At 66.9% G+C, this 19,935-nt stretch carries 20 protein-coding genes; 14 read left to right on the top strand and 6 right to left on the bottom strand.

Annotation, left to right across the window (positions count from 1 at the left end):
* Positions 1–10: 10 nt before the first annotated feature.
* The 5 genes from nrfD to B5F40_RS05085 all read left to right on the top strand — a co-directional run bounded on the left by nrfD (position 11) and on the right by B5F40_RS05085 (position 3,719).
* Positions 11–1,237: an NrfD/PsrC family molybdoenzyme membrane anchor subunit gene (gene nrfD, locus B5F40_RS05105; RefSeq protein WP_087193305.1), complete on the top strand. Its 1,227-nt coding sequence runs from the start codon at positions 11–13 to the stop codon at positions 1,235–1,237.
* A gap of 63 nt (positions 1,238–1,300) precedes the next feature.
* Positions 1,301–1,657: a hypothetical protein gene (locus B5F40_RS05100; protein WP_087193304.1), complete on the top strand. Its 357-nt coding sequence runs from the start codon at positions 1,301–1,303 to the stop codon at positions 1,655–1,657.
* Positions 1,658–1,660: 3 nt separating this feature from the next.
* Positions 1,661–2,101, top strand: coding sequence for a DUF4405 domain-containing protein (locus B5F40_RS05095; RefSeq protein WP_087193303.1), 441 nt, complete (start codon positions 1,661–1,663; stop codon positions 2,099–2,101).
* Positions 2,094–2,714, top strand: coding sequence for a TorD/DmsD family molecular chaperone (locus B5F40_RS05090; RefSeq protein ID WP_087193302.1), 621 nt, complete (start codon positions 2,094–2,096; stop codon positions 2,712–2,714). Before B5F40_RS05095 ends, B5F40_RS05090 begins: the two co-directional genes overlap by 8 nt.
* 426 nt (positions 2,715–3,140) lie before the next feature.
* A complete protein-coding gene (locus B5F40_RS05085; protein WP_087193301.1) occupies positions 3,141–3,719 on the top strand; it encodes a manganese efflux pump MntP in 579 nt (192 codons plus the stop codon).
* Between the two features lie 412 nt (positions 3,720–4,131).
* Here B5F40_RS05085 and pheA read toward each other — a convergent pair whose 3' ends face one another.
* Positions 4,132–4,983, bottom strand: a complete 852-nt coding sequence (pheA, locus tag B5F40_RS05080) for a prephenate dehydratase (protein WP_087193300.1) — start codon at positions 4,981–4,983, stop codon at positions 4,132–4,134.
* Positions 4,984–5,370: 387 nt separating this feature from the next.
* Between pheA and B5F40_RS05075 the strand changes: the two genes are divergently transcribed.
* From B5F40_RS05075 to B5F40_RS05065, 3 genes are read left to right on the top strand one after another with little or no spacing between them, the layout of a single operon-like run.
* On the top strand, positions 5,371–6,615 hold the full coding sequence (locus B5F40_RS05075; RefSeq protein ID WP_087193299.1) for a hydrogenase small subunit: 1,245 nt from the start codon (positions 5,371–5,373) through the stop codon (positions 6,613–6,615).
* 6 nt (positions 6,616–6,621) lie between these two features.
* A complete protein-coding gene (locus B5F40_RS05070) occupies positions 6,622–8,268 on the top strand; it encodes a nickel-dependent hydrogenase large subunit (RefSeq protein ID WP_087193298.1) in 1,647 nt (548 codons plus the stop codon).
* 1 nt (position 8,269) lies between these two features.
* Complete coding sequence (locus tag B5F40_RS05065) at positions 8,270–8,956, top strand: cytochrome b/b6 domain-containing protein (RefSeq protein WP_087193297.1); 687 nt, start codon at positions 8,270–8,272, stop codon at positions 8,954–8,956.
* Between the two features lie 497 nt (positions 8,957–9,453).
* Here B5F40_RS05065 and B5F40_RS05060 read toward each other — a convergent pair whose 3' ends face one another.
* The gene (locus tag B5F40_RS05060) at positions 9,454–10,035 is read right to left on the bottom strand and encodes an NADPH-dependent FMN reductase (protein WP_087193296.1); all 582 of its coding nucleotides are present in this window, start codon (positions 10,033–10,035) and stop codon (positions 9,454–9,456) included.
* 99 nt (positions 10,036–10,134) lie between these two features.
* Here B5F40_RS05060 and B5F40_RS05055 point away from each other — a divergent pair, with 99 nt between their 5' ends.
* The 5 genes from B5F40_RS05055 (at position 10,135) to B5F40_RS16620 (ending at position 13,831) form a co-directional block, all read left to right on the top strand.
* Positions 10,135–10,563 carry a viscotoxin-A3 gene (locus tag B5F40_RS05055; RefSeq protein WP_087193295.1) on the top strand — a complete coding sequence of 143 codons (429 nt, stop codon included), beginning with the start codon at positions 10,135–10,137 and terminating at the stop codon, positions 10,561–10,563.
* 124 nt (positions 10,564–10,687) lie between these two features.
* Complete coding sequence (locus tag B5F40_RS05050) at positions 10,688–11,176, top strand: hydrogenase maturation protease (RefSeq protein WP_087193379.1); 489 nt, start codon at positions 10,688–10,690, stop codon at positions 11,174–11,176.
* A gap of 193 nt (positions 11,177–11,369) precedes the next feature.
* On the top strand, positions 11,370–11,792 hold the full coding sequence (locus B5F40_RS05045; RefSeq protein WP_087193294.1) for a DUF488 family protein, N3 subclade: 423 nt from the start codon (positions 11,370–11,372) through the stop codon (positions 11,790–11,792).
* Positions 11,793–12,257: 465 nt separating this feature from the next.
* Positions 12,258–12,899, top strand: coding sequence for a TetR/AcrR family transcriptional regulator (locus B5F40_RS05040; protein WP_087193293.1), 642 nt, complete (start codon positions 12,258–12,260; stop codon positions 12,897–12,899).
* On the top strand, positions 12,896–13,831 hold the full coding sequence (locus tag B5F40_RS16620; RefSeq protein ID WP_239442919.1) for a flavodoxin domain-containing protein: 936 nt from the start codon (positions 12,896–12,898) through the stop codon (positions 13,829–13,831). Before B5F40_RS05040 ends, B5F40_RS16620 begins: the two co-directional genes overlap by 4 nt.
* Positions 13,832–13,858: 27 nt before the next feature.
* Here the strand turns inward: B5F40_RS16620 and B5F40_RS05030 are convergent, their stop codons facing one another.
* From B5F40_RS05030 to nth, 4 genes are all read right to left on the bottom strand, one after another.
* Entirely contained in the window at positions 13,859–15,001 is a 1,143-nt protein-coding gene (locus B5F40_RS05030) for an aldo/keto reductase (protein WP_087193292.1), read from the bottom strand.
* Between the two features lie 77 nt (positions 15,002–15,078).
* Complete coding sequence (locus B5F40_RS05025; protein ID WP_087193291.1) at positions 15,079–15,495, bottom strand: cupin domain-containing protein; 417 nt, start codon at positions 15,493–15,495, stop codon at positions 15,079–15,081.
* Positions 15,496–15,583: 88 nt separating this feature from the next.
* Positions 15,584–18,049, bottom strand: coding sequence for an excinuclease ABC subunit UvrA (locus tag B5F40_RS05020; protein WP_087193290.1), 2,466 nt, complete (start codon positions 18,047–18,049; stop codon positions 15,584–15,586).
* A gap of 37 nt (positions 18,050–18,086) precedes the next feature.
* The gene (gene nth, locus B5F40_RS05015; RefSeq protein WP_087193289.1) at positions 18,087–18,749 is read right to left on the bottom strand and encodes an endonuclease III; all 663 of its coding nucleotides are present in this window, start codon (positions 18,747–18,749) and stop codon (positions 18,087–18,089) included.
* Between the two features lie 116 nt (positions 18,750–18,865).
* On the opposite strand from nth, the gene B5F40_RS05010 reads away from it, so the two are divergent.
* Positions 18,866–19,690 carry a metallophosphoesterase family protein gene (locus tag B5F40_RS05010; protein ID WP_087193288.1) on the top strand — a complete coding sequence of 275 codons (825 nt, stop codon included), beginning with the start codon at positions 18,866–18,868 and terminating at the stop codon, positions 19,688–19,690.
* The last annotated feature ends 245 nt before the right edge of the window (positions 19,691–19,935 follow it).

Genomic DNA, 19,935 nt, shown 5'->3' with positions numbered 1-19,935 from the left:
AGGGGGAACAATGTCTGAGAACACGCGGGCGACGTCGTCGCCCAAGGCTCCTGCTGCCAAATTCGGGGGCAGGGGATTGAACGTCGCCATCGTTGTGGCGGCCTTGGTGACCGTCGCAGGTTTGGCGCTGTGGTTCGCGCAGCTGTCCGGCGGCATGGTGCAGACGGGCATGAGGAACCTCGACTCGTGGGGCTTGTACATCACGATGTTCATGTTCCTGGTAGGGCTGTCAGCCGGCGGGCTCATCATCTCGTCGGTGCCGCGCGCGTTCGGCATGGCCGGCTTCGGCGGCATCTCGAAGGTGGCCGTGTGGACGTCGATCTGCTGCACGGTGCTCGCCATCGGGTTCGTGGTCGTGGACTTGGGCCAGCCCCTTCGCCTCTGGGAGCTGTTCGCGTACTCGAACCTGGGAAGCCCCCTCATGTGGGACATCCTGGTCTTGGGCGCGTACCTGATCCTGTCCATCGTGTACCTATGGGCGACGCTCAAGAACGAGGCCGGCAAGGTGTCGGGTAAGGCTTTGCGCGTCATCAGCGTGGTGGCCCTCGTATGCGCCGTGCTCGTGCATTCCGTGACCGCCTGGATCTTCAGCCTGCAGCAGGGGCGCGAGATGTGGCACACGGCGCTCATGGCCCCGTGGTTCGTGTCCTCGGCGCTCGTGTGCGGCACGGCCCTCGTGCTGATCGTGGTGGTGGCCTTGCGCAAGGCCAGCTACCTGGACGTCGCGCAGGCCAAGGTCGTGAAGATGCTGAAGATGCTCGGCGCGTTCGTGCTAGTGGACCTGTACTTCTTCGGCTGCGATCTGTTGACCGAGGGCTTTCCGGGCGGCCCGGGCGTCGAGGTGGTGACGATGCTCACCACCGGGTCCCTCGCGCCGTTCTTCTGGGGTGAGATCGTGCTGTGCGCCTTCGCAGCCGTGGTGGCGTTCGTGCCGGCCCTCAGGAGGAACGGGCTGATCGTGGCCGCCTCGGTCGCCGGTATCGCCGCTATCTTCTGCAAGCGCGTGCAGCTGCTGGTGGGCGGCTTCCAGCTTGCGAACATCGCCGATCCGGGCGTGATGGCGCAGCACACGGTTACCAATTGGGAATCCGGCATGTCGGGTGCCTATCAGGGGCTCGTGTACTGGCCGACGCCGCTTGAGTTCGGTGTGGCGCTGGGAGTGGTGGGCCTGGGGGCGTTTCTGCTGCTCGTGGGACTCAAGTACCTGCCGCTGAAGCCGGCGGAGGAGTCTCGTTAGGCTCCATGTTCTAGGCGGGGCCCGCTACCGGCCCCGCCTCGTCGCGGCTGCGGAAGGGGAGCCATGCTGAGAAGAATCCTGGTAACGCTCGCCGTCTTCCTGCTCGCGGGCGGCGTGGTGCTGGCTGCGGGCTTTGCTGCGGAGCCGTCCACGGGGGTCTCGCCGATAACGGCGGAGTCTCCCTGCCCGGCCGTCGGCTGCGCGAACGGGGAGTGCCACGGCTTCGACGCCGTGCCCGAGCCGGGCGGCGTGCACGAGATGAAGTGCCCCGAGGCCTTGTGCGCGAGCGTCGAGTGCCACGCGTGGGACTCGCTCACGACGCGCTACCACCAGGCGAGCGACGCGAGCCTCAACTTGTGGCTTCTCGCGCCGGTGGCCCTCGTGGTGGGCTTGGTCTTGATCGTGCGGAAGGTGGGGTGAGCCATGGACAGGCGCAACCTGATCGTCGACATTGCGGCGCTGGCGGCCTACCTCGTCGTCGCGAACCCCGCGCTCACGGGGATCGGCCTCCACGAGTGGCTGGGGCTGGGCGTCTTCGTCGCGTTCTTCGTGCACCTGTTGTTGCACGCGGACTGGGCGGTTGAGGCCCTGCGGGGGTCGTTCTCGCATCCGTCGTGGGGCCGCACGGGCAACCTGGCGCTCGACCTGCTGATCGTCTTGGTCTTCATGGCGGCCACGGTCTCCGGTGTCATGGTGTCCGGCGCGGTGCTGCCGGCGCTGGGGCTCTACGCGGAGGGGTACTACTTCTGGGATCCCCTGCACGCGATGTCGGCCAAGGCGCTGCTGGCCTTGCTGCTGGTGCACGTCGTCGTACATTGGAAGTGGATCGCCCGTTTCTTGAAGAAGGGAAGGGATCATGAATAGGGACTGGCAGGTCGTCGCGACCGCCTGGGAGCTGGCCGCCCTCTCCTTCCGCTACCCGGGCGCGGAGCTCGCCGGTGCCGTCGCGTCCGGCGAGTGGGCCGAGGCCGCCCGTGAGGTGGCGGCCGCGCTCGGCCTCGCGCTGCCGGAGGGCTTCGGCTCCGAGCTCTCCGCCGAGGGATTGCGCCCCGAGGCGACGCGCCTCTTCGTCGGCGCGCCGGAGCCGGCGGTCTCGCCCTACGAGGGCGTGTGGCGCGCCTCCGACGACGGGGTTCAGGCGCTCCTCTTCGTCAACCCGCACTCCATGGCCGTCGAGCGCTTCATGAAATCCTGCGGCCTCGGCCGCCCCGAGGGCACGAACGAGCCGCTCGACCATGTCGCCACCGAATGCGAGCTCCTGGAGCGCCTCGCCCTGCGCGCCGCAGGCGCCGAGCCGCCCGAGGGCGCTCCTGCGGACGACGGCCTCCCCGGAGGCTCGCCCGAAGCTGCCCACGACGCCTTCCTCGCCGAGCACGCCTTGGCCTGGATGCCCCGCTTCGCCGAGGCCGTCGCCGCAAAGACCCGCATCCCCTTCTACCGCGACGCTGCCGCATTCCTGGGGGCTCTCGTCGGGTAGGTCGTCGCGTGAAGCCATTTTTCGTGCAGAGCTAAACAGGCTGTCAGATCGGGTAAAACTTATGATTTCACCTGTTCAGAGGCTTGTAAAAAACACGCGTCGTGCGACCGTCGGTGCCTTCTGGCAAGGGCGGTACCGGCACGCCAGGCTTCGGCGCGCTCTTTTCCCCATGGTTTGCGAAACCTGTGCTAGAATAGCCGAATCCCGTGGGGGAGTAGTCGGCGCTGGCAAGGCGCGGCTGCGTCAACATGCTGCTTCTTCTCGAAGCTGGCGCAACCTGAAACGACAAGACTCGCGGTGTGGCGCTCGACGTCGCACCGCTTGCTTATGCAGCCGGTGCGCATGCGCCGGTGTTTTTTTGCCTGCGGCTGGGGATGGGCCGCGGAGCGGCCGACGTGCCGCGCGAAAGACGGGAGGAAGACGACCATGGGACTCATGGAGTTGTTCTTGATCGCGGTAGGGTTGTCGATGGACGCGTTCGCCGTCTCGGTGTGCAAGGGGCTGTGCATGAAGCGGCTCAACCTGCGCCAAGCAGCGGTCATCGCGCTGTTCTTCGGCGGCTTCCAGGCGCTCATGCCGCTCGTCGGCTGGGCGCTGGGCACCCAGTTCGAGAAGTACATCACGCCGGTGGACCACTGGATCGCCTTCGCGCTGCTGGCGCTCATCGGCGGCAAAATGCTGTGGGACGCCTTCCATGAGGACGACGAGGAGCTGTCCTGCCCGGCCGACGGCAAGCTCGACCTGCGCGAGCTCGTCATGCTCGCCATCGCCACGAGCATCGACGCCCTGGCCGTGGGCATCACGTTCGCGTTCTTGCGCATGGACGTCGTCATGTCCGTGGGCCTCATCGGCGCGACGACGTTCGTGCTCGCGCTCGTCGGCGTAGCCGTCGGCCACCGTTTCGGCGCGCGCTACGAGAAGGCCGCCACCGTCGTCGGCGGCGTCGTGCTCGTGCTCATCGGAATGAAAATACTTTTGGAGCATTTAGGGGTGCTGGCCCTATAGGAGAGGGGTCCGCAATGCAGGAAGCGTTCGGCTCGTCGTCCTTTCGAAAGGCGCGTCGTCAAATATTTTCGTGCAAATCGCAAAAACGCTGCACCCGATGCGTCTAGCCAGCCTGGGAATTTCGCCGCCTTGGCGGAAGCGTGGAGCGCCGGAGTTGAAATGTTCCGCACGGCGATGGCGGGAAGCGCTCCAACTACGCTCCCCATGGCGCAAAACACGCTGGTTTGAGGCTCGTTGCGTCGGAATGGCCGCTTTTTCGGAAGGCTCCTGCTCGAGCGAGGAGCTGCCAATGGATCGCCCCAACCGGCAACCAGGTGGGGAGGGGATCCGCCATGCGGGTCTCGCGGCGAGGCGAGGGTCGCCCGAATGGTCGGGCCTCTTCCCCCGACTCCGGCTCTCGTAGGTTGATGCGCTATCCCACCGGGTAGCTGCCCAGCACCTTCACCTCGCGCAGCTTCAGCCTCAGGCAATTGAGGGCCGTCTGCACGGGCAGGGCGTTGGCGTCCTCCTCGAACTCGATGAAGAACATGTAGTCGCCCAGCTGCTGCTTGGTGGGCCGCGACTGGATCATGGACAGGTCGATGCCCGCGTAGGCGAACTCAGACAGTATCATGTTCAAAGTTCCCGCGCGGTTCACCTGCAGAAAAAGCGCGATCGAGGTCTTGTAACGCTCGCCGTGGAACACGGCGGGGTGCCCCTGGCGGCCGATGAGCGCGAACAGCGTCTGGTTGCCGAAATGGTCCTCGATGTCGTGTTCGGCCACGCGCGCACCGTGCAGCTCGGCGGCGAACGCGTTCGCGATGCCGGCCACATGGACGTCCTCGGCGGCCATGCGGGCGCTCTCGGCGGTGGACGACGTGGTGACGGTCGCGCGCCCCGGCAGGCGCTCGGCCAAAAAGCGCCGGCACTGCGCGAGCCCCTGCGCGTGCGAGGCCACGCAGGTCACGTCCTCGAGCTTCGCGTCGGGGTGCAGCACGAGGCAGTGGTGGATGTCGAGCACGTGCTCGCCCAGGATGGAGGCCTGGCTTTTGAATGCGAAGTTGTCGAGCGTGGCCGTGACCGACCCCTCGAGCGAGTTCTCCTTCGCCACCACGCCGAACTCGCACTTGCCGCGGTCGACGGCGTCGAACACCTCGTCGAACGACGCGCATTCCAGGAAGGCGGGATCGTCGATGCCGAGTCGCGCGGCGAAGGCGCGAGCGGCCTCGTGGGTGTAGGTTCCGGCGGGGCCGAGGAAGGCGAATACGGTTCCGTCAGCAGGCATGGGTTCATCCTTTGGCTCATGATTCTCGTTTGTTCTTGCTTGTGGTATGATACCGGTCTTCGCGACGAGACGGGACGGGAGAAGCGGCGCGCGACAAGAAACATACGAGAGGCCGGCAAGCGAGAGGGTCGACCAGCTTTCGTGCGTTTCTTGACGGGCGCCGTCTGTATACGCGGTGCGATTTTCCGGGCCGTTTTGCATGAAATCGCGGGAAATGGCGTCGAGAGTGCATAGATCATGTTACGACTGGCGGAAATCGTAACATTTTCATGCCATTGGCGGGCCAAACGTTGCGCTCGCGCGCATGTTCTCCCGTTTGTTTCGCACGTCGTGGAGAATACGTGACCAGAGAAAAGGGAAGACGAGAGCACCTGAGGAGGTGTGCACATGGAAACAGAGGCCACGGTTTCGGAGTTTCAGCAGATGCTTTCCGCACGCGGCGTCAGCCGACGCAGTTTCATGAAGCTCTGTGGCGCGGTCGCGGTCGCAGCGGGGCTGTCCGAGCTCGCAGCGCCCCGCGTGGCGCAGGCCCTTGAGTCGTCCGTGATCGGCGCAGCGAAAGGCAAGCTGTACCCGGTCATCTGGATCGAAGGAGCGTCGTGCACGGGCTGCACGGAGGCGTTCGCGAAGCTCGAGGCTCCTGATGCCGCGTCGATCGTGCTGGAAATGATCTCGCTGAACTATTCGGAAACCTTGTCGGCCGCGGCCGGTGAGTCGATGGAGCTGGCCAAAGAGCAGACCATCAAGGAGTGCGCCGGAAACTACATCCTCGTGTACGAGGGGGCCGTGCTCGAAGGCTGGGGCGGCCAGGCGCTGCGCGTCGCCGACAAGCCGGGCACGGAGCATCTGTATGAAGCGGCCGAGTCCGCCGCGGTGGTGGTCGCGCTCGGCTCGTGCGCGGTCAACGGCGGCTGGATGGGCGCGCATCCCAACCAGGCGGGCGCGCTCGGCGTGCAGGAGTACCTGAAGAAGCAGGGCGTCGGCACGCCGGTCGTGAACGTCCCGGGATGCCCGGCGAACCCCGAGTGGCTCGTCGCCGTTCTTGCCGACGTCGTGCTTCTGAGCCTTGCTCCTTCCGAGCTCGACCTGACGAGCGAAGGCAAGCCCGCCGGCATCTTCGGCCAGACCGTGCATGACAACTGCGAGCGTCGCGGCCATTTCGAGAACGGAGAGTTCGTCTACGAGTTCGGCAGCAAGGAGGAGGCCCTTGGCTACTGCCTCTACCCGCTCGGCTGCCGCGGTCCGCAGACGAAGGCCAATTGCGGCGTCGTTCTTTATAACAATCGTCGCAGCTGGTGCGTCCAGGCCGGAGCTCCCTGCATTGGATGCTGCGAGGCGAACCCGAACGACCCCGGCCACAACTGGGTCGAGGTGAACACCCCGTTCTACAAGCGCCATCGCGACCTGCGCATCGGCGACTGGATGGTGCAGCCGGGAACCATCGCGCTCGGCATCACCGGCATTCTGGCCGCCGCGCTCGTCGTGCACGGCTTCGGCATGAAGATCACGGGCCGCATGGACGGCGGCGCCGATTTCGAGAAGGTCCGCAGCTGGGACGCGAAGCATCCCGACAAATCCATCGGCAAGTACGACGCCGCCGACGTTCCCAACGACAAGAAGGAAGGGAGGTAAGCCCACATGACCCGTTCAGTCATCGATCCGATCACCCGCATCGAGGGCCATCTGCGCGTGGAGATGGAAGTAGAGAACGGCAAGGTCTCCGACGCTTGGGTGTCCGGCGGCTGCTTCCGAGGCATGGAGATGGTCGTGGAGAACCGCACGCCCGAAGACGCTGCGCAAATCGTGCAGCGCATCTGCGGCGTGTGCCCGGTCTCTCATGCCCATGCGTCCTCCATTGCGGCCGAAAAGGCCTACGGCATCAAGATTTCCAACAACGCGCGCATCATCCGCAACCTTCTCGAGGGATCCCAGTTCCTGCATAGCAACATCCTGTGGTTCTACAACTTGGCCGCTCTCGATTACGTGAACCCCTTGAACGCCCTCAAGGCCGATCCGGCCGACGCCTATGCGCTGGCGCTCGAGGCGGGAACGTCCACGAACAGCGATTTCGTGGCACTCAAGGAGCGCCTGTCTGCTTTCGCCGATAACGGCCAGCTGTCCATCTTCTCCGGCAACTGGTTCGACGCCGAGGACGGCACGGCTTATACGCTGCCGCCCGAGCTCGACCTCATCTGCACGGCGCATTACCTCGAGGCGCTCACCATGCAGGCGAAGGCTTCCGAGATATCGGCTTTGCTCGGCGGGAAAATGCCCCATATCATGACGCTCGTTCCGGGAGGCACTTCCTTCGTTCCGACCGATCAGAAGCTCGATGATCTAAAGGGACTCGTCGACGAGCTGTACACGTGGGTTGCCTCCACGATGATCCCCGACACGTTGGCGCTCGCCCCCCATTACGCTGATGCCTTCGATTGGGGCAAGGGCTGCGGTCGCTACCTGGCCTGGGGCGTCTTCGAGAATCAGAGCATGGAGATGGTGGACCGTTACCTTCCCATGGGCGTTTTGGACGACTCCCTTTCGCTGTCCGACGCGCAGGAAAGCCTCATAACGGAATACGTCGGTCGCTCGTGGTACAAAGGAAGCGATAGCTACAACGCTCCGTATTTCACGACGGAGCCGGAGTACACGTCCTACGATGTGAACGATCGCTACACATGGGTCAAGTGCCCTTCCTATGATGGAAAACCTTACGAGGCGACCAGCTTGTCCCGCATCCTCGTTGCTTACAAGCGAAACGTCCCGTTCGTCGTGGAGCAGGTGGACTCCCTCCTCGAGGCCCTTGGCGCTCCCGGCCAGATAAGCATCGCGCAGTCGACGCTTGGCCGCACCGCCATCCGCCAGATCGAGACGCTCTACATCGCCGGTCTCATGAAAGAGTGGGTTGACGAGCTTATCGAGGCTGTCAAGAGCGGAGATGGCGAGTACTTCCGCAAGCCTGAGGGGATCACGGGGGCCGGCACCGGCTTCTGGGAGGCTCCTCGCGGAGCGCTTTACCACAGCGAGGAGGTCAAGGACGGGAAGATCACGGGCTATCAGATCATCATCCCCTCCACCTGGAACCTCGCTCCGCGCGATGCGCAAGGGGTCCCGGGCCCGCTCGAGCAGGCGCTCGTCGGCGTGCCGGTCGGCGATATCGAGAAGCCGATCAACGCTCTGCGCACGGTTCACAGCTTCGATCCGTGCACGGCGTGCGCCGTCCACATCACCGAGCCGGCCACGGGCAAGAGCTTCGAGACGGTCACGAGCCCCTGGGGGGTGAAGTAACATGGCGCATTTGGCACACTACCGCGAAGCGCATCCGATGCCCTTCGTCATCACGCACTGGATCAACCTTGTGGCGATGATCCTGCTCATCGTCACCGGCTTCTGCATCCACTTCCCGTTTTGGCCGTACTTCATGGGCATTGCCCGTGGCGTGCACGTGTTCTGCGGGTTCGTGCTGTTCATCAACTGCATCGCCCGCGTGGTCATGGCCTTCTTCGTGAAGTCGTCGCCTACCGGCGGCACGCGTGTGCAGGTGACGGACTACAAGACGTGGCTGCCGCAGGCTGACAACCGTCATCAGGGCATTCACTGGATCAGGTACTATCTGTTCCTCAAGAAGGACCATCCGCTGTCCGCCAAACTCGGCGTGCCCCAGAAGATCAGCTACCTTGCCATTCCCGTCCTCATCATCGTGATGTTCTACACGGGTCTGGCTCTCTGGAACCCCACGATGAACCTCGGGTTCTTCGCGGCGGGCACCGATCTGGTGGGCGGCCTCATGTCGATGCGCATCATCCATTACTTCATGATGTACATCTTCATCTGCTTCATGCTCATCCACGTGTACCTGGCGAACATCGAGGGCATCTCCCCGACGCTGCTCATGTTCTTCCACAAGGAGCACGGCGGCTTGGTCTACGATCCTGAGAAGCACGCGATCGTAGGCGAGGACGACCTCAAGCACTGAGGCTCGGCGGCCTTGCCGCACGAGGAAGCTCCGGCCTTCTCGGGCCCGCGGATCGTCAACTCGGTCCGCGGGCCCTTTCTCGTTCGGTTGTCGACTACCTCGGAGGGGCGGTCCCGAGGCGAGAAGGGGCCGGGCGCTCGTTTCCCTCCAGGAGGCGCCGCGCGATCTCGACGCTTCCCTTCGTTGCATGGGCGGCTCTCGAGGCCCTTCTCTTTACCACGTCGAAACCCGGTTTCGCGTGCGGAACACGCTCCCGTCGTGCGGAAAAGAGGCGAGCCCATTTAGGCTCCTCGGCCTCGTGCCCGCCGGCCGATGCTTCGGCTCCGGATTCGGCTCGCCGGCCTTCCCCCGTTTTCCATATCCGGCATCGGGGGTCGTTGCGGGACGGGCTGGGAGCGGTCTTTTCAAGCGCGGCGTGGGCTGCACGCCGCGCCGAGTGGCACCGTTCGACGATGACCCCCCCCCTTTTTTTTTCGCAGATTCGATATCGACGCCGGTCAGGCGTTTTGCCTCCAGCCTCCCTCTCGGGTGATTTCGAGGAAGCGAATGAAGGCCTCGGCCTGCGCTTCGAGATGGGGAGCGGATGCGGTGAGTTCCAGCACACCGTCCTTTGCTTGCGAGGCGACGTGCGGGATGGAGAGGCGCGGTTTGTTCATGACGTTCGCGTCGATGAAGCTCAACATGCCGACGATCTGGTCCTGCGCATGGGATGCGCCGCTCATGCCCACGCTCGCCCCCGCAAGCGCGATGGGCTTTCGAACGAGGACCGAAGGGCGCGTCGGTCCCTCCGGTCGCGAGAGCCAGTCGAGAAGGTTCTTGAACGGCCCGGGGATGGCGTGGTTGTATTCGGGGCTGAACAACCATAGGCCGTCGGCTTCGCGCACGGCGGTGCGCACGCGCGTCACGGCGGCAGGGGGAGGATCTTCGGCGTCTTCGTTCATGAAGGGCACATCATTCCAGGCAAGGATCGTGAAGCCGACGTCGGGGCGTGCTTTTCTCACGACGTCTTGGGCAGTCTCTGCCAGTTGCCGGTTGTAGCTTCCCGCGCGCAGCGATCCTGCGATGGCGAGCACGTGCATGCCCATCTCCTTCCGTTGGGAAAAGTCCCTCTCGCATCGGGGGGAACCTTGTCTATAATGGCAGAGATTCTCGCATGTTTCGAAAAAGGATGGCGTATTGTGGCTGAACTGACCGACGAGCAGATCGCTCGCGAGAGGGAGTTTCTCGAAGGCATCCCTCGCATCAATATAGGCGCGCTGCTCATCCCTCCCATCTGGGGGCCTGCGCATGGATTTTGGGCTTCCATCCTGTTCTATCCAGTGTGGTTGTTCGCTGACAATATCTTCTATGCCGCTGTGACGGAGCGTACGCCGCTATCCATCGTTTTGGCCGTCGCGGTGTTCGCCACGCTTTTGGCGGGTACGGTTGCGTTTTCCTTGATAGGCCAGCCTTTCGCCGCGCATCGCGCCGCAAGCATGGGCCGTGGCAAGGAAGAGTACCTTCGCCGCGAGCGCGTTTGGGCGGTTGTCGGTGCGGTGGTGGCGCTTGCGGTGGTGGCGCTTGCCACGTACTACAACCTGGTCCTGCGTCCGACGGCGGGGGCGTAGCGTGGCGGCGCGGGGCGCGGGGGAGCGGCGCGAGGGGGTCGTCGCTTCGAAGGAAGCGCCGAGGATTCGGGAACCGCAGGGCGTGGGCGAGGGATCGCGGTCCGAGGACGCGCAGGAGGCGCCTGTGCGAATCGCGGTTCTGTTCGTAGGGAACAGGCTCATGCTCGATGACGGCGTGGGTCCGGCGGCTTACGAAGAGCTGCTCGAGCGCTATGAGCTGCCCCCGAACGTTGACGCGTTCGACCTCGGCTGCCTGAGCCTCGACATGATCGGAGCCGTTCGCGACTACGACCTTCTGATCACCGTGGACGCGGTCGACGGAACCGGCGCTCAACCGGGGACGGTGCTGCGTTTCGCACCCGATGCGATGGCTCGTCGCGCGGGTGCCACAGCGTCGCTTCACGATCTGAAGCTCGTCGACCTGTTCGATGCGGCTTTGCTCCTGGGCTACGAAGCCGAGGGTCTGTGCCTTGGCGTGCAGGTGGAGAACGCCTCGCCTGTCGTAGCGACCATCGGCCTCACGCCGAAGGTGTACGAGGCGCTGCCGTTGCTCGTGGACACCGTAGCTGGGGAGCTGGCCCGTTTCGGCGCGCCCCTGCGGCTTCGGTCGTAAGGGGCGGTCGAGCTGCCGCCTGCCGTCAGGTCGCGGCCGGCTCGAACCTTCCGCATGGCGCGGAGGTGACGCGGTTGCTTCGGCTCCTCCACATTCGAATCGCGGCCGCTTTCCATAGGGGATCATGCGCTACTCTTGGCGACAAAGCACGGTGCCGCCCGAGTGCGCCGCTTCCGCAGAAGGAGATTCGTCCATGGACATCCACACCATCAGCGCGTACGAGACCTCGGCCGAACGGTTCTTCGGCCGCCTCGAGGAGTGGGGGGCCGATCTCGTGCTGGATGCGCGTCTCAGGAACACGAACCAGCTGGCCGGATTCACGAAGCGCGACGACTTGGCGTTCTTCGTGAGCCGCGTCGCGCATGCCCGCTACGTGCACGACACGCTGTTCGCACCGGCGCCCACCATGTTCGAGCGCTATCTGAACGGCAACATCGATTGGGATGCCTTCGCCGATGCCTACCGCGAGGACATTCGCGAGCGCGAGGCCGTGCCGCGGTTTTACGACCGCTACGGCGAGTACAAAAGCGTCTGCCTCCTGGGCACCGCCACCCATAAGCGTCGCAGCCACGTGGAAGTGCTCCAGCAGATGCTCGAGGCCGCAGCGAGGGGCTAGCGTTCTCGAGCTGCCGACGTCGAGCGCTCGCTTTCACGCCCGCGCCGGGTCGCGCGCTGAGTCGGCCTTGCTTTCCGCCGGACGGCGGCCCCGTCCGCGCCTGCGGCTTCGCGGGCGGTGATTTCGATTGCGTGCGGCTCCGCCGGGCGGCGGTTCAGTTCGGCTGGATGGCGGTTCCATTCGCGCGCGGTCCGCGTATCCCATCCCGCGCGCGGTCCATGCATTCCGTCCGCGCGTTCCATTCGCATGAAGTCAACGCATTCCGTTCGCGCATGCAATTCGCGCGTTCCGTCCGCGCGTGCGTCCGCGCACCGCGGTCCCGCTCCCTGCGCGCACGTCTCCAGCCCCGATTCCGCACCTCTTGGCCGGATGTTTCATGTGAAACATCTGTACGATCGTTTGACTTGCTTGCAAAACTAGCAAGTGCTAGTATAATAGCTAGCGTTCGCTAGTTAAGGAGGGTGCATGAGGGACAGGGGCACGAAGGCTCTGATCGTCGAGGCGGCGTTCGGGCTGTTCGCGGAGCGGGGGTACCATGCCGTCTCCGTGCGCGACATCGCGGCGGCGGTGGGCGTCAAGGACGCGTCGCTCTACAACCATTTCGCGGGTAAGCAGGCCATCTTCGACGCGGTGCTGGCCGCGCAGCTGGAGCGCACGCGCGCGGTGTTCGCGGAGCAGGGCGTCATGACCGCGCCGGCCGAGGACCCAGCCGGGTATGCGGGCGCATTCGAGGAGACGGAGCGGCGGGTGCTGGCGGGGTTCCGCCATTTCTTCGCGGACGGGGACATGGTTCGGTTGCGCCGGTTGCTGGCTGCGAGCCGCTATGCCGACGAGCATGCCGCGGAGGCGTTCCGCTTCGTGTTCGTGGAGCAGCCCCTGGCCATCCAACGCGCGGTGTTCGAGCATCTGATGGCCGTCGGGCAGTTCGCACTCGACGATGCGGCGGTGCTCGCGCGCGAGTTCTACGGGCCGGTGTTCCTGCTTCTGCTCTCGGACGTCTCCTGGGGGGATGCGGAGCCGCTCGTGCGCGGCCACCTGGGGCGGTTCTTCTCCGCGCATGTAATCGGGGTGCCCGCGGGCGCCGCAACGGAAGGGGGTGCGCGATGAGGGCTGTCGTGGTGTACGCATCGCAAACGGGTTTTACGAGGCGCTATGCGGAATGGATCGCGGAGGAGCTGGGCTGCGAGGCCGTGCCGGTGGAGCGGGCAGACGGGATCGACGCGGGCGCCTACGACGCGGTCGTGTTCGGCGGCTGGTTCCATGCGGGCGGGCTTGTGGGGAAGAAGTGGCTCGCGCGCGCCCGCGCCGCGCATCCGCACACCCCGTTCGTCGCCTTCGCGGTGGGCGCGACGCCGCCCGAGTGGGCTGACATGGTGGACGAGGCGATGGCGCGGGAGTTCCCCTCGCCGGAGTTCGACAGCGTGGAGCGCTTCTACCTGCGCGGCGGGTTCGCCTACGAGCGCTTGAGCCTGCCGAACAAGCTGGCCATGAAGATGTTCTTCAAGATGCAGGAGAAGCAGGCGGCCACCGACCCGCATGCGCCGAGATGCTCTCGGGCATGCGCGGCGGCTTCGACGGCACCGACCGCGCCGCCATCGCGCCGGTGGTCGCCCGGGTGCGCGAGCTGGCGGCCGCGAAGGGCGCGGAGCAAGCCTGACGGATGGGCGGGGAAGCCGCCGCATCGCCTGCCGGGCCGGACGCTCCTAGCGGCGGCGCGCGGGAGCGGCGTGCCGCATGAGGCCGTTCTCGGCAGGATGGTCGCTGCCGACGTGCGTTCCGCGCGTCCTGTCGGGACGAGGGTGTTCCCGCGATCAAACGGTCGCGGTCTGCGGCAGCATCGGGTTCAGGGTGCGGTCCTTTGTCGGAAGGCGTCTGCGCGCACAACGGCGGTTGAGAGCGACGCGCTTTCGTTGCTTCCCTGCGACCTGTTGTGGACGCGTCTCCCGGGTGGACGAGAGGCGGTGTTGGATTCGATACGCTTCGGCGTCGTCTCAGGTGATCGGCACCGATCACGGACGGAGCGCCGCCTTGTCGCGTAATGCGTTCATCGGACGGGGCGAGGGCCGCTACGCGAATAGCGCGGCGGCCCTCTCCATGCGCTCGGCCACCGGCACGCCGAAGGGGCAGCGCGGCTCGCACGCCCGGCAGGCGATGCAGTCGGCGGCCGCGGCGTCGAGCGACCCGTAATGGGCGCGCACGCCAGCGGGGACCTCGTCCTGCATCGTGGCCAGGTCGTAGAACTTGTTCACGAGCGCGATGTCGATGCCGGACGGGCAGGGCGCGCAGTGCCCGCAGTACGTGCACTGGCCGAAGTAGGCGTGTCTCGGGGCGCCGGCCAGCACGCTCGCGTAGTCCCTCGCCGCGTCGTCGGCGGTCTCGTAGGCGCAGGCGTCGGCCACGTGGGACGGCTCGCCGAAACCGGCCATGATGCTGGCCACGGCGGGGCGCGTGAGCGCGTAGTGGATGCACTGCACGGGCGTCATCGCCACGCCGAACGGCGACGCCTCGGCGCTGAACAGGCGGCCTCCGGCATAGCCCTTCATGACGGTGAGGCCCACGCCCTCGCGCTCGCAGAGCGCGTAGAGCTCCGTCCGCGCCGGGTCCATGCCGCCCAGCTCGTCGGCGTAGTCGAACGTGAACGCGTCGTCGAGGCTGGCCGTGGCGGGCAGGAGGTCGAAGGCGGGGTTCACGCTGAACATGATGGCCTCCACCTCGCCGGAGAGTGCCGCGCGGCGCGCCACCTCGGGCGCGTGGGTGGACAGGCCGATATGGCCTATCGTTCCCGCCTCCTTGAGCGAGCGCACGTAGGCGATGAACTCGCCGGCCATGATGGCCTCGAACTCCTCCACGTCGTCCACGTAGTGGATCATGCCGAGCTCCACGTGGTCGGTTCCCAGGCGCGCGAGCAGGTCCTCGAACGCGGGGCGCACCGCGTCGAGGTCGCGCGTGCGCGTGTACTGGCCGTTCTGCCAGGTGGAGCCGATGTGCCCCTGGACGATCCAGCGGTCGCGCTCTCCCGCGATGGCGGCGCCCAGGTTGCTGCGCACCTCGGGCTCGGCCATCCAGCAGTCCAGGACGTTGATGCCTGACGCGGCGCACGCGTCCGCCACGGCCTTCACCTCGGATGCCGTCTTCTTCTCCATCCACTCGGCCCCGAAGCCGATCTCGCTCACCTCAAGGCCGGTGCGGCCCAGTTCCCGATAGCGCATGGTTGTCCTCCTGCATGCTTCTTCGCGTGTCGATGGCGCCAACGGACGAGCCCGAACACAGGTGCCGTTCGTCGCGCCTAGAGTGCCGCGTACTCTTCGTCGGACACGGGTTCGCACCATTCGGTCGAGCCGTTCTCGGCGGGCACCTCGACGGCCAGATGGGCGAACCAGCTGTCGGCTGCGGCTCCGTGCCAGTGCTTCACATCGGCGGGGACGTTCACCACGTCGCCTGCTTTCAGCGCGCGGGCTGGCCGGCCCCATTCCTGGTACCAGCCGCGACCGCCTGTGATCAGCAAGATCTGTCCGCCGCCCGATGTTGCGCGGTGGACGTGCCAGTGGTTACGGCAGCCCGGTTCGAACGTCACGTTGCCGATGGTCGCCTGGTCGGTGGAGAGCAGGTGCAAATAGCTCTTTCCGGTGAAATGTCGCCCGAAAGGGTTCTCCTCGCCGCGCGGGAACGTCTCGTGTTCGAGGGGCGCTGGACTGTCGCTCATGGATGCCTCCTTGGTTCGCAGTGGATCGTCCTTTCCACGATACTTCCTGGAGCCTGCTCCAAGTCAAGAGCCTCCGTCCGGAGCGCGGCTACCTTCCGAGCGCCCGGCGCAGGCAGGCGGCCGTGGCGCCCTCGCCGTGCGCGGCGAGCTCGGCGGGGGTTCCCGCGAACACGAGGCGGCCGCCGCGCTCGCCTCCCTCGGGGCCGAGGTCGACCACCCAGTCGCTCGCGCACAGCACCCGGTGGTCGTGCTCCACCGCCACGACCGTGTTGCCGGCATCGACCAGGCGGTCGAGCAGCGCGAGGAAGTGCTCCACGTCCTGCGGGTGCAGGCCGCGCGTGGGCTCGTCCAGCAGGTAGAGCGTGCGCCCGCGGCCGCCGCCGAGGAGCTCCCGCGCCAGCTTCAGCCGCTGGCCCTCGCCGCCCGAGAGCGTGGTGAGCGGACGTCCCAGCTCCAGGTAGCCCAGGCCCACATCGGACAGGAGGCCGAGCGCGCGGGCGACCTTGGGATAAGCGGCGAAGGCGTCCTGCGCCTCGTCCACCGACAGCGCCAGCACGTCGGCGATGGAGCGTCCGTCGAGCGTCGCTTCCAACACCTCGTCGTGGAAGCGGCGGCCGCGGCAGGTGGGGCAGGGAACCTGCACGTCCTGGAAGAACAGCAGGTTGCTCGTGACGGTGCCCATGCCCTCGCACGTCTCGCAGCGGCCGCTGGGCGTGTTGAACGAGAACGCCTTCGCCGAGAGCCCGTGCGAACGCGCCTCCCCGGTGGCGGCGAAGGCCGCGCGGATGGGCGTCCATACGTCCGCATACGTGGCCACGTTCGAGCGCTTCATGCGCGCGATGGGCGCCTGCCCTACGGAGACGATGCGGTCGAACTGCGTGCAGCCGGACACCGCGTTCTCGGGGCCGGGCGCGTCGCCGCGGGCCAGGATGTCGAACACGAGCGTGGACTTGCCCGAGCCGGACGGGCCCGTCACCGCCACGAGGCACCCGGCGGGGATGTCCGCATCCAGATGGTCGAGGTTGAACCGGGTGGCGTTGCGCAGTTTGATCGGAGCGCCCTGGGGTGCGCGCGGCGCCGCCTTGGGCGCGAGCGGGCGCGCGAGGAAGCGCCCCGTGGCGGAGTCGGGCGCGGCCGCGAGGTCGGCGAGCGACCCCTCGGCCACCACGCGCCCGCCGTGCGCGCCCGCGCCGGGGCCCAGGTCCACCAGGTGGTCGGCCGCGCGCATGATGTCCGGGTCGTGCTCGATGACGAGCACGGTGTTGCCCAGGTCGCGCAGGCGCCGCAGGATGCCCACGAGGCCCTCCGTGTCGCAGGGGTGGAGCCCCGCGGTGGGCTCGTCCAGGATGTAGACGACGCCGGAGAGCTCCGAGTCCAGCACGGCGGACAGGCGCAGCCGCTGCAGCTCGCCGCCCGAGAGCGTGGTGGTTGCGCGGTCGAGCGTCAGGTAGTCCAGGCCCACGGCACCGATGCGCGCGAGCTTCGTCTCCATGTCCAGCAGGTAGTCCTTCACCACCGCGCGGCGCGGTCCGTCCAGCTGCGCGCCCACCCGGCGCACCCACGCCGCGAGCTCGCGCAGCGACCGGCCTGCCAGCTGGGGCAGCCGCGTGCCCGCCACGACCACGTCGCGGCCCCGCGGGCCCAGGCGCTCGCCGCCGCAGGCGGGGCAGGGGGTGCGCATGATGAAAGCGCGCACGCCCTTCGCGTCGGGCCCCTGCTCGCCCAGCCGACGCATGAGCAGCGGAACCACGCCCTCGAAGCGCCCGTCGGCCACCTTCCGGGGCGGCTCGACCTGCGGCAGCGCGCGCTCGAGCGCGGGCGCCTCGGACCCCTCGTACAAGAGCGCCTTCTGCAGCGCGTCGAACGCCGCCACGGGCACGTGCGCGGGGTCAGGCAGGCCGAAATGCCGGCACGCGGCGCGGAACACGCCTATCTGATATTCCCGGTACCTCGCCTGCCAGAAGGCCACGGCGCCGTCCTCGAGCGACCGGGACTCGTCCACGGCGGCCGCGCGGTCCACCGCGAGCACGTCGCCCATGCCCTCGCATGCGGGGCAGGCGCCCTCGTGCGTGTTGAACGAGAACTCCGTGCGCGTGACCTTGTCCATGCGCTCGCCGCACGAGGGGCAGAACTGGTACACGTGGAAGTCGTCGCCCACGTGCTCCGTCTCCTCTGCGCAGTCGGCCGCGCAGAGCATCTGGCCGCAGTGCGGGCAGGGGTACTCGCCCAGCTTCTCGAACACCATGCGCAGCGCCGTGTACACGTCGGTCGCCGTGCCCACGGTGGAGCGCGGGTTGCGGTTCGCGCCGTCCTGCAGGATGGCGATGGCAGGGGAGGCGCCCCGCACGCGCTCGACGGCGGGCTTGGGGATGCCCTGCATCGAGAGGGCCTCCAGGTGCAGGCGCTGGCACTCGGTGGCCAGTACGTCCACGAGCAGGGTGGACTTGCCCGAGCCCGACACGCCCGTGAACACGGTGATCTTGTTTTTGGGGATGGCGAGCGTGACGTCGCGCAGGTTGCCCTCGCGCGCGCCGACGATGGTGAGGGTGTCCAAAACGGGGTCCTTTCGCCGAAGGGGAATCGGGGGAACCCTACACCTTGCCGCAGCTGGGGCACAGGTCGCAGATGAAGCACTCGCCGCACTTCGGGCTGCGCGCGATGCACGTCTCGCGGCCGAACAGCACCCACTGGTGGTTGATGGGCCCCCAGTATTCCCGCGGGTAGAGCTTGAGCAGCGCCGTCTCGGTTTTCGCCGGCGTGTCGGCGGAGGGGCCCGCGAACTTCAGCCGGTGCGCGATGCGAAACACGTGCGTGTCCACCGCGATGCCCTCCACGATGCCGAACGCCTCGTTGAGCACCACGTTCGCCGTCTTGCGGCCCACGCCCGGCAGCTTCTGCAGCTCGTCGATGTCGCGCGGGATCTCGCCTGCGTAGTCGGCCACCACCATCTGGGCGCACTTGATGACGTTCGCCGCCTTCGTGTGGAAAAAGCCGATGGTGCGGATGATATCTTCCACGTCGCGCACGTCGGCGGAGGCGAGGTCGGCCGGCGTGGGGTAGCGCTCCCACAGCTTGGGCGTGACCTTGTTCACGCCCTTGTCGGTGGTCTGCGCGGACAGCAGCACGGCGATGGTCAGGCGGAACGGGTCGCCCCAGTAGTGCAGCGCGCACTCGGCGGCCGGGTAGTGCTCGTTCATGCGGCGCGCCACCTCGAGCGCGCGCTCCCGCTTGGCGGTCATGGTCTCGCGCGGCATAGGGTCTCCTGTCGGGTCGTGTGGACGGGTTCGGCTTCCAGTATAGCGAACTTCCCGGGCGCTTCTCGGGTATACTGGGTGCGGAAGGGAAGCTGCTGCGATGAAAGGCGGGAAGCGTGGGAGGGACGTTGGTTGTGGGGGACACCCATGTGAAGCAGGAGATCATCCTGCCGCGGGTCGACGCGTCGGTCGAGCGCTGCGGGGCGGAGCGCGTCGTGTTCCTGGGCGATTACTGCGACGAGTGGAGGTCGACGGGCCGGCAGCTGCTCGCGGCGCTCGAGCTGCTCGCCGGCTGGGTGGAAGACGCGCGTGCAGCGGGCGTGCGGGTCGACCTGCTGCTGGGCAACCACGACTTCCAGTACCTGCTGGGCGAGGAGGGGCCCGGCACCCAGGTCCTCATCATGGGCGATGTCGCGGCGCTGCTTCGGGGCCTCGGCGCGACGATGGCCGAGACGGCAGACGGCTTCCTGCTCACGCACGCGGGGCTCACGGCGGAGTGGGCGCGGCTGCATCTCGATGCGCCGAGCGGGGCGGAGGAGGCGAAATCGCAGTTGAACGCAATGCTCGAGCGCGGAACCTGGAACGACCTGCGCGCGCTGTCGTCCTGCGGCGCCGGGCGTGGCGGTTGGGACGAGCCGAGCCCTTTGTGGGCCGACCGCTCGGAGCTGTGGGAGGACGCCTACCCCGGCATCGACCAGATCGTCGGGCACACGCCGGTCGCCGCCTGCGAGCGGATGCCGCCCGCGTCCGCCTGGGCGCGGGTCGACGCGGGCGAGGAGCTGTGGCTGTGCGACACGTTCTCGCTCACGAGCCGCATGCGCCCCATCGGCGACGGCGGCATGCTGCTCGTCGAGGACGGCCGCGTGGAGGTCGTGGCCGGCGCGGACGATCCTGCCTTCGAGCCGTGGGACGAGGTCGTGGCCGCGGCCGGCGTCTGGTAGGGGATTCCCTTTTGTCATCCTCGAAGGAGCGCGAAGCGCCGGGGTGAAAGGAGCCCGCGCGGCGATAGCCGAGGAGGTCGCGGCTGGTTGTCGCCACACGGTATCCGAGGCGCGGAATCCTCCTTCGCCTCGAAACAACGACGAAAAGCATTCCGAAAGTCACCGTTTTGGCCGCTGTGAAGGCTTCTCGCGTGCTCAGAGTCTGATTTCGGCGGCGGATTGCTTGTCCTCTGCGCGTTTGCGCA

The organism is Gordonibacter sp. An230, from assembly GCF_002159915.1.
GTDB lineage: Bacteria > Actinomycetota > Coriobacteriia > Coriobacteriales > Eggerthellaceae > Rubneribacter.
The sequence above is the reverse complement of the archived record's forward strand: the minus strand, read 5'-3'. Positions and strand labels throughout refer to the sequence as shown.